The sequence below is a fragment of the Mesorhizobium sp. C416B genome, assembly GCF_030323165.1.
GTDB lineage: Bacteria > Pseudomonadota > Alphaproteobacteria > Rhizobiales > Rhizobiaceae > Mesorhizobium.
The window spans coordinates 4,959,076-4,972,173 of record NZ_CP100471.1; the positions used below are offsets into that span (position 1 = coordinate 4,959,076).

13 protein-coding genes are annotated in these 13,098 nt (G+C 64.8%); 7 read left to right on the forward strand and 6 right to left on the reverse strand.

Annotation, left to right across the window (positions count from 1 at the left end; translation table 11 throughout):
- From NLY43_RS24245 to deoA, 4 genes are all read left to right on the forward strand, one after another.
- A complete protein-coding gene (locus NLY43_RS24245; protein WP_023683182.1) occupies positions 1-972 on the forward strand; it encodes an ABC transporter permease in 972 nt (323 codons plus the stop codon).
- Positions 973-1,080: 108 nt separating this feature from the next.
- The gene (cdd, locus tag NLY43_RS24250) at positions 1,081-1,473 is read left to right on the forward strand and encodes a cytidine deaminase (protein ID WP_023683183.1); all 393 of its coding nucleotides are present in this window, start codon (positions 1,081-1,083) and stop codon (positions 1,471-1,473) included.
- 12 nt (positions 1,474-1,485) lie between these two features.
- Entirely contained in the window at positions 1,486-2,301 is an 816-nt protein-coding gene (locus NLY43_RS24255) for a purine-nucleoside phosphorylase (RefSeq protein WP_023710906.1), read from the forward strand.
- A complete protein-coding gene (deoA, locus tag NLY43_RS24260; protein WP_023710907.1) occupies positions 2,301-3,620 on the forward strand; it encodes a thymidine phosphorylase in 1,320 nt (439 codons plus the stop codon). Before NLY43_RS24255 ends, deoA begins: the two co-directional genes overlap by 1 nt.
- 9 nt (positions 3,621-3,629) lie before the next feature.
- Here the strand turns inward: deoA and NLY43_RS24265 are convergent, their stop codons facing one another.
- The 3 genes from NLY43_RS24265 to NLY43_RS24275 form a co-directional block, all read right to left on the reverse strand.
- A complete protein-coding gene (locus tag NLY43_RS24265; RefSeq protein ID WP_023710908.1) occupies positions 3,630-4,187 on the reverse strand; it encodes a TIGR02281 family clan AA aspartic protease in 558 nt (185 codons plus the stop codon).
- 129 nt (positions 4,188-4,316) lie between these two features.
- On the reverse strand, positions 4,317-4,946 hold the full coding sequence (gene upp, locus NLY43_RS24270) for a uracil phosphoribosyltransferase (RefSeq protein ID WP_023710909.1): 630 nt from the start codon (positions 4,944-4,946) through the stop codon (positions 4,317-4,319).
- Positions 4,947-5,081: 135 nt separating this feature from the next.
- Entirely contained in the window at positions 5,082-6,053 is a 972-nt protein-coding gene (locus tag NLY43_RS24275; RefSeq protein ID WP_023710910.1) for an adenosine deaminase, read from the reverse strand.
- Between the two features lie 133 nt (positions 6,054-6,186).
- Here NLY43_RS24275 and ubiE point away from each other — a divergent pair, with 133 nt between their 5' ends.
- The 3 genes from ubiE to coaBC all read left to right on the forward strand — a co-directional run bounded on the left by ubiE (position 6,187) and on the right by coaBC (position 10,103).
- Positions 6,187-6,963, forward strand: coding sequence for a bifunctional demethylmenaquinone methyltransferase/2-methoxy-6-polyprenyl-1,4-benzoquinol methylase UbiE (ubiE, locus tag NLY43_RS24280; protein ID WP_023710911.1), 777 nt, complete (start codon positions 6,187-6,189; stop codon positions 6,961-6,963).
- Positions 6,964-6,994: 31 nt separating this feature from the next.
- Entirely contained in the window at positions 6,995-8,569 is a 1,575-nt protein-coding gene (gene ubiB, locus NLY43_RS24285) for a 2-polyprenylphenol 6-hydroxylase (RefSeq protein ID WP_023671132.1), read from the forward strand.
- A 67-nt stretch (positions 8,570-8,636) separates the two neighbouring features.
- Entirely contained in the window at positions 8,637-10,103 is a 1,467-nt protein-coding gene (gene coaBC / locus NLY43_RS24290; protein WP_023695617.1) for a bifunctional phosphopantothenoylcysteine decarboxylase/phosphopantothenate--cysteine ligase CoaBC, read from the forward strand.
- 120 nt (positions 10,104-10,223) lie between these two features.
- Here the strand turns inward: coaBC and NLY43_RS24295 are convergent, their stop codons facing one another.
- From NLY43_RS24295 to NLY43_RS24305, 3 genes are all read right to left on the reverse strand, one after another.
- On the reverse strand, positions 10,224-11,660 hold the full coding sequence (locus tag NLY43_RS24295) for an MFS transporter (RefSeq protein WP_023686463.1): 1,437 nt from the start codon (positions 11,658-11,660) through the stop codon (positions 10,224-10,226).
- Positions 11,661-11,853: 193 nt separating this feature from the next.
- Entirely contained in the window at positions 11,854-12,333 is a 480-nt protein-coding gene (locus NLY43_RS24300) for a DUF992 domain-containing protein (RefSeq protein ID WP_023671135.1), read from the reverse strand.
- Positions 12,334-12,422: 89 nt separating this feature from the next.
- Complete coding sequence (locus NLY43_RS24305) at positions 12,423-12,896, reverse strand: DUF992 domain-containing protein (RefSeq protein ID WP_023671136.1); 474 nt, start codon at positions 12,894-12,896, stop codon at positions 12,423-12,425.
- Between the last annotated feature and the right edge of the window lie 202 nt (positions 12,897-13,098).

Consider the following 13,098-nt stretch of genomic DNA (forward strand, 5'->3'; position numbering starts at 1 on the left):
ATGGACGTCTTCATCGCCATCGTGCAGATCCTGGACTCGACCATACGCCTGTCGGTGCCGTTGCTGCTCGCTTGCCTTGCCGGCCTCTATTCGGAACGCGCAGGCGTTTTCGACATCGGGCTGGAAGGCAAGATGCTGGTCGGCGCCTTTGCAGGTGCGGCCGCCGCTTCGGTCTTCCATTCGGCCTTCCTCGGTCTCGGCATGGCGATCGTGATGTCGGTCGCGTTTGCCCTGGTGCACGGCTTCGCCTCGATCACCCATCGCGGCAACCAGATCGTCTCCGGTGTGGCAATCAACTTCGTCGCCGCCGGCTCGACCATCATTCTGGGCCAAGCCTGGTTCCAGCAGGGCGGGCGAACGCCGGCGCTGCAGCCGGGCGAGCGTTTCGAGGCCATCACTCTGCCTGGTGCTGCCGCGATCCACGACGTGCCGATCATAGGGCCGATCTATTCCGAGCTGCTCTCTGGCCATTCGATTCTGGTCTATCTCGCTTTCGCCATGGTGCCGTTCACCTGGTGGGTGTTGTTTCGCACCCGCTTCGGCCTGCGCCTGCGCGCCGTCGGCGAGAACCCGGCCGCCGTCGACACCGCCGGCATCTCGGTCGCCTGGCTACGCTACCGGGCGCTGATCTGCACCGGAGTGCTGACCGGCATTGCCGGCGCCTACCTCTCGATGGTGCAGAATGGCGGCTTCGTGAAGGACATGACCGCGGGCAAGGGCTACATCGCACTGGCGGCGCTGATCTTCGCCAAATGGCGGCCGGTCAACGCCATGTTCGCCTGTCTTCTGTTCGGCTTCCTCGACGCGGCGGCGATCCGCCTGCAGGGTTCGCCGCTGCCGTTGATCGGCAAGGTGCCGGTGCAGTTCATGCAGGCGCTGCCCTATGTGCTGACCGTGATCCTGCTTGCCGGCTTCATCGGCAAGGCGATCCCGCCGCGCGCCGGCGGCGTGCCTTATGTCAAGGAACGTTGATCCGGGCGCCCAGGAGCACTGAGCCGAACATGCGGCCCGGTGCTCGAAAGGCGCCACGAAAACGCAAAGCGCCGGGTTTTGACCACGATCGTCGGAGAGAACGTCTAGATGTCGCATGATCTGTTCGAAGCCGCGCAGGAGGCCATGGCCAAGGCCTACGCGCCCTATTCGAAGTTTCCGGTGGGTGCGGCGTTGCGCACCGAGGACGGCCGTGTCTTCACCGGCGCCAACATCGAGGTCGCGTCCTATCCGGAAGGCTGGTGCGCCGAGACCACGGCGCTCGGCCATTACATCATGGGCGGCGGCGGCAAGATCGTCGAGATCGCCGTCATTGCCTCGCGCATGGCCAAATGCTCGCCCTGTGGCGGCTGCCGGCAAAGGCTGGCGGAGTTCTGCCGGCCGGACACGAAGCTCTATCTTTGCGACAACACCGGCGTGGTCGAGACCGTGACGATGGGCGACATGCTGCCCTACGGGTTTCGTGGCGACATTTTGAAGTGAGAGTTGGCTGATATGAAGGAAGCTCTGGACCACCTCGTTGAAAGGCTGGACGGGTTGGCGCCGACAACGGCGATGGTGCTGGGGTCGGGCCTTGGCGGGCTTGTCGACCAGGTCGAAAATGCCGTGCGCATCTCTTATGCCGACCTGCCGGGTTTCCCCCGCAGCGGGGTGACTGGCCATGCCGGCGAGGTGGTCGCGGGGCTTTTCGCCGGCACGCCGGTGCTGATGCTGTCCGGCCGCGCCCATTACTACGAGCACGGCGTTGCTGCTGCAATGCGGCCGGCGCTGGAGGTGCTTGCCGGCATCGGCATCACCAAGCTGATCCTTACCAATGCCGCCGGCTCGGTCGATCCCGACATGCTGCCAGGATCGGTGATGCTGATCACCGACCACATCAATTTCTCCGGCTCCAACCCGCTGATCGGCGAGCCTAGCGACCGCCGCTTCGTCGGCCTGACCGAAGCCTATGATGCCGGCCTGCGCGCGGCGATCGAACGGGCGGCGAAGGCGACAGGGACGGCGCTGCACAAGGGCGTCTATATGTGGTTTTCCGGTCCGTGCTTCGAAACCCCTGCTGAAATCCGCATGGCGCGCGTCATGGGCGCCAATGCGGTAGGGATGTCGACCGTGCCGGAGGTCATTCTCGCCCGCTTCCTTGGGCTTCGCGTAGCCGCCTGTTCGGTGATCACCAATCTCGCCGCCGGGATGACCGGGGCGGAACTGTCGCACCAGGAGACCAAGGACATGGCGCCGATCGGCGGCGCACGGCTGGCGACGATCTTTGCGCATGTGTTCCAGGATGGGTTGCCGGAGCCAAAGGGCACCTGATGCTTCCCCAGGAAATCATCCGCCGCAAGCGCGATGGCCAGAAACTGTCGGCGCAGGAGATTTCGGCCTTTGTCGCCGGCGTGACTTCGGGCAGCGTCTCGGACGGTCAGGTCGGCGCCTTTGCCATGGCAGTGTTCTTCAACGGCATGAACCGCGACGAGGCGGTGGCGCTGACACTGGCGATGCGCGATTCCGGCGATGTGCTCGACTGGTCCGACCTGCCGGGTCCCGTCACCGACAAACATTCGACCGGCGGCGTCGGCGATAATGTCTCGCTGATGCTGGCGCCGATCGTCGCCGCTTGCGGCGCCTATGTGCCGATGATATCCGGCAGGGGCCTTGGCCATACCGGCGGCACGCTGGACAAGATGGATGCCATCCCGGGCTATATCAGCCAGCCGGATATCGCGCGCTTCCGCAAGACGGTGCTCGAGACCGGCTGTGCCATCATCGGCCAGACCGCCGATCTCGCGCCCGCCGACCGTCGGCTCTATGCGATCCGCGATGTGACCGGAACGGTGGAATCGGTGCCGCTGATCACTGCCTCTATCCTGTCGAAGAAACTCGCGGCCGGCCTGCAGTCGCTGGTGCTCGACGTCAAGGTCGGCAATGGCGCCTTCATGGAGAAGTCGCGCGACGCGACAGCACTTGCCAACAGCCTGGTCGAGATCGCCAACGGCGCCGGCCTGAAAGCCTCGGCGCTGGTCACCGGCATGAACGAGCCGCTGGCGTCGGCGGCCGGCAACGCGGTCGAGGTGCGCAACGCCGTCGATTTCCTCACCGGGAGGCTCCGCGACAAGCGACTGGAGGATGTGACGCTGGCGCTGGCCGCCGAGATGCTGCAATCGGCAGGGCTGGCGTCGTCCAATCAGGACGGTCTCAGGCGCGCGGCCGAGACGCTGGCCGGCGGCCGCGCGGCGGCCGCCTTCGCACGTATGGTCGCAGCCCTTGGTGGTCCCGCCGATTTCGTCGAGAAGCCGGAAAAATATCTGCCGAAAGCGGCGGTGGAGTTTGCGGTCAAGGCGGCAGGTAACGGCTTTGCCACCGGCATTGCCACCCGCGATATCGGCCTTGCCGTGGTCGGGCTCGGTGGCGGGCGTACGCGGCCGGACGACAGGATCGACCATGCGGTCGGCATCACCAGGCTGCTGCCGCTCGGCGCCGAGGTGCGGACCGGCGAGCCGCTGGCGCTCGTCCACGCCCGCACGCAAGCGGAGGCCGAAGCGGCCGCAGCCGCCGTGCTTTCGGCCTATACGATCGGGGCGTCGAAACCAGCCGCCGACAAGACTGTCATCCGGCGCGTGCTGCCGCGCGGGTAGCGGAAGGCGCTACTGCACCAGCAACAGTGTGCCGTTTTCGACCTGGTATTTTGTCAGCCGCTGCAAAAAGCTCATGCCGATCAGGTTGGTGCGCAGCGCCTTGTCGTCGAGGACCACGGCCTGGATGTTGTCGACGCTGATCTTGCCGATCTGCAGGCGGTCGATGTTGACCACAGCGGCCCTGATCGCGCCATTGGCGGTGTTGACCTGATGGCTGAAATCCGACGGGTTGAGCGAGATGCCGATGCGGCGCGCCGTCGAGGTGTTGATGGCGACCAACGTGGCGCCGGTGTCGATCATGCCGTCGACCTGGCGGCCGTTGAGCTTGAAGGCGGAGGTGAAATGGCCGCGCTCGTCGGCCGCCACCAGGACCTTGCGGCCGGTGGGCAGCGGTGCGGCCGGCTTGTCGGGAACCGAGGCGAGGCTCAGCTCGGGCTGCGGTTGCGCCTTGCCGGCGACGGTCGACTTCAACAGGTTGTCGAGAATCTGCGGGTTCGACTGATAGACGATCGGGATCGATGCCGACGTTCCGGCGAACACGCCCAGAATGAGAAGCTTGCGCAGCATGAACGGACCTTCGTGAAAGCCCATTCTCGTGCGCACATGGTGTTTGCCGCTTTAACGCCAACCCGAAACCGCGGCTTTGCGTAAACGGGCGGTAAACGACTGGATGCCAGCTGGCCTTGCCAGCCGCTGTCATTTGGTTCCGTACATGCGGTCGCCGGCATCGCCGAGGCCGGGCATGATGTAGCCCTTCTCGTTGAGCTGGCGGTCGATGGAAGCGGTAAAGACCGGGACATCCGGATGCGCCTTGGTGAAGCGCTCGATGCCTTCTGGCGCCGCCAGCAGGCAAAGGAAGCGGATGTTGGTGGCTCCGCGCTCCTTCAGCTTGTCGATGGCCGCGATGGCCGAGTTCGCGGTCGCCAGCATCGGATCGACGACGATCACCAGCCGGTCGGCGAGATCGCTCGGCGCCTTGAAGAAATATTCCACCGCGTCCAGCGTTTCGTGATCGCGGTAGAGGCCGACATGGGCGACGCGGGCCGCCGGGACCAGGTCGAGCAGGCCTTCGAGCAGGCCATTGCCGGCGCGCAGCACCGAGGCGAAGACCAGCTTCTTGCCTTCCAGCGTCGGCGCTTCCATGGTTTCCATCGGGGTTTCGATGGTCGTCGTCGTCAGTTCGAGGTTGCGGGTGACCTCGTAGCCGAGCAGCAGCGAGATCTCGCGCAGCAGTCGCCGGAAGCCGGCGGTCGACGTCTCCTTCTTGCGCATGATGGTCAGCTTGTGCTGGACAAGCGGGTGGTCGACGACGGTGACGCCCTGCATGGGTTGCTCCAGTGAATGGTGAATAGTGAATAGTGAATAGTGAGCAGGTTTGCGAGTCCCGATGGATCGATCATTGCCGTTGACAGGCCGAACCGCCGGCAAACCAATCACCAGTCACCAGTCACCAGTCACCAGTCAGCTCTTCGCATCGAGCCGGGCAAGCAGCGCGCTTTTCGTCTTCCTGTCGACGAAAGCCGCTTCGATCGCCGTCCTGGTGACGGCGGTCAAAGCTTTTTCATTCATGGAGAAATGCTCGGCGGCGATGTCGTATTCGCGCTTCAGCGAGGTCCAGAAATAGGGTGGGTCGTCGGAGTTCAGCGTCACCTTGCAGCCGGCCGCCTGCAGGGCAGGCAAAGGGTGATCGGCGAAACTGTCGTAGACTTTGAGCGCGATGTTGGAGCCGGGGCAGCATTCCAGCACGATGCCCTCATCGGCGATGCGGCGCACCAGGTCGGGATTTTCGATGGCGCGCACGCCATGGCCGATGCGCGAGGGGCGGATGTGGTCGAGTGCGGCCTGCACCGTCTCCCAGCCGGTCAACTCGCCGGCATGGATGGTGATGCCGAGGCCGGCTTCACGGGCGATCTCGAAGGCCCTGACATAATCCTCCATCTCGCCCATGCGTTCATCGCCGGCGACGCCGAAGCCGGTGACCAGCGGATTTCCGCAGCGCGCCGCAAAACGCGCCGCCTGCTCGATCGATTCGACGCCGACATGGCGTACGCCGGTGACGATCATGCGGCCCTCTATGCCGGTCTTGGCTTTGGCGCGCAGCATGCCTTCGCCGAGCGCATCGGTGTAGGCCTTGGGCGACAGGCCGGCCCTGACGGCATGGTCGGGCGAGGTGAAGACTTCGGAATAGATGGCGCCGTCGCGGGCAAGGCTGGTCAGATAATGGTCGGCGAGGCGGGCATAATCCTCCTCGGAGCGGAACAGGTCGGCGGAAAAGTCGTAAGCCGCGAGGAAAGAGGTGAAGTCGTGCCAGACGAACGAGCCGTTCTGGATATAAAGCGAGGTGTCCTTGCCGTATTTCTGCGCCTGGCGGACGACGAGTTCGGGCGCCGCTGCCCCCTCGATGTGGCAGTGCAGTTCCGCTTTCAAAGGCATGCAGTTATCCCGTCTCATCAGTCCAGGCCGTAAGCCCACCACCTGGAAGCGCGGCCGAACACCGCGCCTTAAACAATAGCGCCCGCACCATCGATCGGCTATGGTCCCGCCGGTTTTATGACGGATCAAAATAATGTCAGTTGAGAGAACCACGGCCGCGGGCGGCATGGAAACCTCCTATGGTTTCAAGAAGGTAGGGCCAGGCGACAAGCAGCCTCTGGTCAATGAGGTTTTCCACAAGGTGGCGAACCGCTACGACCTGATGAACGACCTGATGTCGGCCGGGCTGCACCGGCTGTGGAAGGATGCCATGGTGACATGGCTCAATCCGCCGAAACGTCCGGGCTGGAAAGTGCTTGACGTGGCGGGCGGCACCGGCGACATCGCCTTCCGCATTGTAGACGCCAGCCATGGCAACACGCATGCCACGGTGCTCGACATCAACGGCTCGATGCTCAGCGTCGGCCGTGACCGCGGGGAGAAAAAGGGCCTGTCCGGCAACACCGATTTCGTCGAGGCCAATGCCGAGGAACTGCCTTTCACCGATAGCACCTTTGACGCCTACACCATCGCATTCGGCATCCGAAACGTGCCGCGCATCGATGTCGCGCTGACGGAAGCCTTTCGCGTGCTGAAGCCCGGCGGACGGTTCCTGTGCCTGGAGTTTTCCGAGGTCGAGATGCCGCTGCTGGACAAGGTCTACGAAGCCTGGTCGTTCAACGCCATTCCGCAGATCGGCAAGATGGTGACGGGCGAGGGCGAACCCTATTCCTACCTGGTCGAATCGATCCGCAAATTTCCCAATCAGCAGAACTTTGCTGCCATGATCACCCGCGCGGGCTTCGAGCGCGTGTCGTTCCGCAACTATTCCGGCGGCATTGCCGCCCTGCATTCGGGCTGGAAGCTTTGAGGCACCACAGTTTGCAGCAGCAGGGTAGGCGATGAGCAGCGTCGGCGCCGCCTTTCGGCTCGCACGGGCCGGCTGGGTGCTGGTTCGCGAAGGCGTGATCGCAGCATTGCCGGGCGACGAACTCGGCGGCCTGCCGAAATTCGGCTGGCGCATGGCCCGGCTCTTCACCCGCCGCCGCGCACTCGCTTATGAGCGCAGCGACCGGCTGGCCAAGGCGGTGGTCCGGCTCGGACCCTCCTACGTCAAGCTCGGCCAGTTCCTGGCGACGCGGCCCGATGTCGTCGGCAACGACATGGCGCTCGACCTCGCCATGCTGCAGGACAAGATGCACACTTTTTCGCAGGCGGAAGCGGTGGCGGCGATCGAGGGCTCGCTCGGGCGCAAGATCGGCGAACTCTATACGCAGTTCGGCGGGCCGGTCGCGGCGGCCTCCATCGCCCAGGTCCATCCCGCGCAGGCCATGCATGACGGTGTCGATACCAAGGTGGCGGTGAAGGTGATCCGGCCTGGCGTGCGCCGCCGCTTCTTTCAGGATCTCGAAAGCTATTTCCTCGCCGCCCGGCTGCAGGAGAAATACATCCCGTCGTCGCGCCGGCTGCGGCCCGTCGAGGTGACCGAGACGCTGGCGCAGACCACCAAGATCGAGATGGATCTGAGGCTCGAGGCGGCAGCGCTTTCGGAACTTGGTGAAAACACCAAGGATGACCCGGGCTTTCGCGTGCCGTCGGTCGACTGGGAGCGCACCGGGCGCGATGTGCTGACCATGGAATGGGTCGACGGCGTCAAGATGAACGACATCGCCGGCCTCGCTGCGGCGGGCCACGATCTGAAGGCGATCGCCACCAACCTGATCCAGTCGTTCCTGCGTCACACGCTGCGCGACGGCTTCTTCCATGCCGACATGCATCCAGGCAATCTGTTCGTCGAGGCCAATGGCAATATTGTCGCCGTCGATCTCGGCATTGCCGGACGGCTCGGCAAGAAGGAGCGCCGGTTCCTCGCCGAAATCCTCTACGGCTTCATCACGCGCGACTATCTGCGCGTCGCCGAGGTGCATTTCGAGGCCGGCTACGTGCCGCGCCAGCACAATGTCGCGGCTTTCGCGCAGGCCATTCGCGCCATCGGCGAGCCGATCCATGGCCAGCCGGCTGAAACCATCTCGATGGCGAAGCTTCTCACGCTGCTGTTCGAGGTCACCGAACTGTTCGATATGGCCACGCGGTCGGAACTGATCCTGTTGCAGAAGACCATGGTGGTGGTCGAAGGCGTCGCACGCACGCTCGACCCGGCCTTCAACATGTGGAAGACGGCCGAGCCGGTGGTCGGCCAGTGGATCGCCGGCAATCTCGGGCCGAGCGGCCTGCTGATGGACGCGCGCGACGGCGCCAAGGCGCTGCTGGCGCTGGCCCGCCAGGCGCCCGATCTTGCCGCCCGCACCGAGCGGCTGTCGCGCGAGATCGATTTTATGGCGGAGCACGGCCTCCGCTTCGACGAGGCGACATCGCGCGCCATCGGCAAGGCCGAAGCCCGTTACACCCGCTCGGGCCGGCTGGCGCTGTGGGTGATCGCGCTGACGCTGGTTTACATCGCGTGGAAGCTGCTCTGATCGCTTGCAACGCTAGCAACGGTGGTGCTAGCGTTGCAGTCGCGCTATTGATGTCGCGGAGCAAGTCATGGGCACCATTACTGTCCGCAATCTAGCTGACGACGTGAAGCAGAAATTGCGTGAGCGCGCTGCGGCGCGCGGGGTGTCGATGGAGGAAGAGGCGCGTGATGCGCTTGCCAAGAGCGTGCTGTCGGCGGAAGCCGGCATGCCCGCGAGCGAAACCCTCTATGCAACAATCCGCCGCTTGGTTGAGCCTCATGGAGGTTTTGACATCGATCTGCCCCAGCGAGGTCAATCCACAAAAACGCACAAAACCCTCGACGGCAAGCGCATCCTGCTGATCATCGGCGGCGGCATCGCCGCCTACAAGGCGCTCGACCTGATCCGCCGGCTGCGCGAGCGCGGTGCTGGCGTGCGCGTGGTGATGACATCGGCCGCGCAGGAATTCGTCACCACGCTTTCGGTCGGCGCGCTTTCGGCCGACCATGTCTTCACCGAACTGTTCGACCGCAATGACGAGCACGATGTCGGCCATATCCGCCTGTCGCGCGAGGCCGACCTCTTGGTGGTGGCGCCGGCCACCGCCGACCTGATGGCCAAGCTCGCCAACGGCCATGCCAACGATCTGGCCTCGACGGTGCTGCTCGCCACCGACAAGAAGGTGCTGATGGCGCCGGCGATGAACCCGAAAATGTGGTCGCATGCCGCGACGAGCCGCAACCGGGCGACGCTCGCCAAGGATGGCATCGCCTTCGTCGGCCCGGCCAAGGGCGAGATGGCGGAAAGCAACGAGGCGGGCGAGGGCCGCATGGCCGAGCCGCTGGAGATCGTGGCAGTGATCGAGGCACTGCTCGACAGCAGGCCGAAGCCGCTGGCCGGCCGCAGGATCATCGTCACCTCGGGGCCGACGCATGAGCCGATCGACCCGGTGCGCTACATCGCCAACCGCTCTTCGGGCAAGCAGGGCCATGCGATTGCGGCAGCGCTGGCAAGACTGGGCGCGGATGTACGCCTGATCTCCGGTCCGGTCAGCATTGCCGATCCGGCCGGCGTTGTGACGACACATGTCGAGACCGCGGCCGAGATGAAGGCGGCCGTCGAACAGTTGTTGCCGGCGGACGCCGCGGTCTTCGTAGCTGCCGTCGCCGACTGGCGCACCGCTGGCACGGCCGGCGAGAAGATCAAGAAGGTGGCGGGCCAGGGCCCACCGGCGCTGCAAATGGTCGAAAACCCCGACATTCTCGCCAGTGTCGGTCATCACGGGCAACGGCCGGGGCTGGTTGTCGGCTTCGCCGCCGAGACGCAGGACCTGATTGCGAATGCCGAGGCCAAGCTGAAGAAGAAGGGCGCCGATTTCATTGTCGCCAACGATGTCTCGCATGAAAGCGGCGTCGGCCCCACCGGCGTCATGGGCGGCGACCGCAATAAGGTGCGCATCGTCTCGAAGGACGGTGTCGAGGAATGGCCTGAGATGGGCAAGGGCGAGGTGGCGGCGCGGCTCGCCGCGCTCATCGCCGAGCGTTTGCAAGCCTGAGCGGCCGCCGGTTCCGCAATCGGGCAGGCCATGGTCTTGCAAGCAGCCTTGTGGCCGAGGGCATTTGACGCCGACAGCGCCGGCGGAATGCTGTCGCCAAATTCTCGATCGGCCGTGCCCTCAGCCTGGCGCCAGTTGCGGCCGGCGTGCCGCCAAAGCCATCTTCAACGCCGCCAGGCAACCGACAATGCCGAGTGGCACGAAGGCCAGGTACAGCCAGCCGGCGACGTGCGCTGCTGCCTCGCGGTTCAGTCCGTCCGAAAAGCCGCTGGCATTGGCGATGATGCCGGCCATGGCGGCGCCCACGGCGTAGCCGATGCGCTGCATGGTCGGCACGGCGGCCGAGGCGATCGTCTGCTCGCCGTCGCGGGCCGAGGCGACGATGATGCGGGTCAGGAAGGGCCATGACACGCCGAAGCCACCGCCTTGCAACAAAGCGCAGAGCAGGATCAGCGGGATCGAGCCGGCGGGGATGGCATAGGCGAAACCCGCGAGGCCGGCTGCAATCATCAGCGCGCCGATGACGAGGATCTGCCGTTCGCGCTGCAGCGGCGCATTGGCGACGGCGATCGACAGGATCGACCAGGCGATCGATTCGGCGGCGATGATGTAGCCTGTGGTCAGGATCGGGATGCCGTGCAGCGTGGTAAGCAGAAGCGGCCCGTAGATGGAAAAAGAGACTGTCGCCACCGAGAAGGCGGCAACCATGGTCATGCCGCTGCCGACCGGCGAGCGCCATGAGAACAGGCCCGACGGGAACAGTCGCGATTGCGGCTTCATGGCGTCGACGAAAACGAACAGCGCCAGGCCGGCGAGGCCGAGGGCCAGCAGCAGCGACGAGCGCAGCAAGGCGACGTCGACGCCTGCGGTGGCGATCAGCACGACGGCGATGGCGAGGCAGCCAAGTGCTGCATAGGGGAAGGGCGGCGATGTGCCGGCGGCGGCCTGCGGCTTCGCCGCTTCCGGCGTGTTCAGGACGATGAAGCTTGCCGATGCCATGGCAATGCCACCCAGCACGAAGACGCCGAAGGCCCAGCGCCAGGACAGGAGCTCGACCATGATCGCGCCGAGCATCGGGCCGCTGAATGCGGCGACGCCCCAGATCGCCGACATTATGCCGAACAGCTGTGGCCAGATGCTGCGGTTAAACAGCCGCTCGACCGAGACGAAGGCCAGCGACACCAGCGCACCGCCGCCGAGACCCTCGACCAGACGGCCGCCAAGAAACACCGGCATGGACGGCGCGGTGGCGCAGATCAGTGCGCCCACGGCATAGAGCAGGGCGGCGACCGTGACGTTGGAGCGTAGAGCGACATAGCTGACCAGCCGCCCGGCCGCTGCGCCGGCGACAATGGCGCCGAGCTCGTAGACGGCCAGCGACCAGCCGACGAACTGCACACCGGCGAGGTCCCCGACCATGGCCGGCATGACCGTCGCCACCATCGTCTCGTTGGTGGCGTGCAGCAGGATGCCGAGGCTGATGAAGCAGAAGCGCGCGAGGTCGCCGCTTGCCCACAATGCCCGCCAGTCGACCTTGTTGCTGGTGATTCCAGTCATTCTTTTACCCTGCCTTTGCATATCTCGATGCCGGCGCATGGCGCCAGAAGCCAGTCAGGCTTTCCGGCGGGGCCATGCGCGCTGTTTCAGTCAGGCGAGTTGTAAAACCTCAAGCGCAGTTGAGCTCAAGTGGCTTTTTATCGAAGTGCAAACGGTCGAGATTGGCCGGAAGCCTCTCCGCTTGATGCGCCGGTCAGTTCTCAATGCTGCGCAGCTGAAACTGGCTGACGCCGATCGCAATGTTGATACCGGTCTGCGTCTGCAGGCTGAGCGGCTGCAGGGTGAAGGCCTGCGAGGAGCCGCCGACCAGGAGATTGGCGCCGGCGCCGACCGCCGCGGTCACTTCGGCGCTGGCGCCGATATAGTCGCCGGCCAACGCGCCGGGCGCATAGATGTTCCTCAGCGGCGTCAGCACCAGCCATTGCATGACGGTCTGCTTGGTGGTGCCGATGTCGAGCCCGTATTTGTTGACGGCGCCGAAATAGGCTTCCGGCGAAAAGCTCTTGTCGGCCGGCGTGAAGGTGCAGCTCAGATCCTTGCTGGAGCCGAAGATGAAGCCGGTGCCGCCGCCGATGGCGCAATCGAGCACACCGAGTTCGATACCCTGGCCTTGCGCTTGGGCCTGGGCGGTACAGATGATGGTGATAGCGGCGGCGATGGCTGGTTTCAGCACGGCGGATCCCCCAAAAAGCATGCGGCGCGAAACAGTAACCTGTTCCGCGCCGCGCGTAGAGGGATCAGTCGATCCTTATTTGCCCATGCTTATTTGAACGAGTGGATCAGCTCCAGGGAGGTCACGGCGACCGCTACATTGACGCCGGTCTGCGCCTGGACGCTGAGCGGCTCCAGCACAAAGGCGCCGTCCAGCCCGCCGACCAGCAGATTGGCGCCGCCGCCGGTCACCACGCTCGCCTCGGCGTTGACGCCGTAATAATGGCCGGCAAGGTCGCCCTCGTCATGGCCGCGGGTGGCGGCCAGAACCGCCCACACCAGCTGGCCCTGATGCGTCTGGCCGAGATCGACGCCGAGCTTGGAGATCATCCCCGTGTATTTCTCGGACGGCCCATGGTGATAAGGGCGGAACGTGCAGTCGACGCCCTTGTTCGACGTGATGACGTAACCGACGCCGCCGTCGATGGTGCAATCGAGCGTGCCGAGCTGAAGCTTGCCGGCGCTGGCGGGAACGGCAAGCAGCGTCGTGGCAAGTGCCGCGGCACAGATGATTTTCTTGATCATGGGTCAGTCCTTTCGAAAATGCCTTCAACAACGGTTGAATGGCCCGGAGCGTTCCGCTGAAAACTTGGCGCGATCAAGGCAGGGGTTAACGCTTTGCCCCTGGTGGTTAAGATTGGGTGATAGTGGGGTTTTCTGGATACGCAATCTCAAGGGGAAGCGCTCTGCGCTTTCCCTTGGGAGAAACCGCTCACGCGGCGCACTG

Excerpts from the sequence above, each read along its gene's own strand:
- NLY43_RS24245 (WP_023683182.1), top strand. The coding sequence starts at position 1 with ATGGACGTCTTCATCGCCATCGTGCAGATCCTGGACTCGACCATACGC.
- cdd (WP_023683183.1), top strand. The coding sequence starts at position 1,081 with ATGTCGCATGATCTGTTCGAAGCCGCGCAGGAGGCCATGGCCAAGGCC.
- NLY43_RS24255 (WP_023710906.1), top strand. The coding sequence starts at position 1,486 with ATGAAGGAAGCTCTGGACCACCTCGTTGAAAGGCTGGACGGGTTGGCG.
- deoA (WP_023710907.1), top strand. The coding sequence starts at position 2,301 with ATGCTTCCCCAGGAAATCATCCGCCGCAAGCGCGATGGCCAGAAACTG.
- NLY43_RS24265 (WP_023710908.1), bottom strand. The coding sequence starts at position 4,187 with ATGCTGCGCAAGCTTCTCATTCTGGGCGTGTTCGCCGGAACGTCGGCA.
- upp (WP_023710909.1), bottom strand. The coding sequence starts at position 4,946 with ATGCAGGGCGTCACCGTCGTCGACCACCCGCTTGTCCAGCACAAGCTG.
- NLY43_RS24275 (WP_023710910.1), bottom strand. The coding sequence starts at position 6,053 with ATGCCTTTGAAAGCGGAACTGCACTGCCACATCGAGGGGGCAGCGGCG.
- ubiE (WP_023710911.1), top strand. The coding sequence starts at position 6,187 with ATGTCAGTTGAGAGAACCACGGCCGCGGGCGGCATGGAAACCTCCTAT.
- ubiB (WP_023671132.1), top strand. The coding sequence starts at position 6,995 with ATGAGCAGCGTCGGCGCCGCCTTTCGGCTCGCACGGGCCGGCTGGGTG.
- coaBC (WP_023695617.1), top strand. The coding sequence starts at position 8,637 with ATGGGCACCATTACTGTCCGCAATCTAGCTGACGACGTGAAGCAGAAA.
- NLY43_RS24295 (WP_023686463.1), bottom strand. The coding sequence starts at position 11,660 with ATGACTGGAATCACCAGCAACAAGGTCGACTGGCGGGCATTGTGGGCA.
- NLY43_RS24305 (WP_023671136.1), bottom strand. The coding sequence starts at position 12,896 with ATGATCAAGAAAATCATCTGTGCCGCGGCACTTGCCACGACGCTGCTT.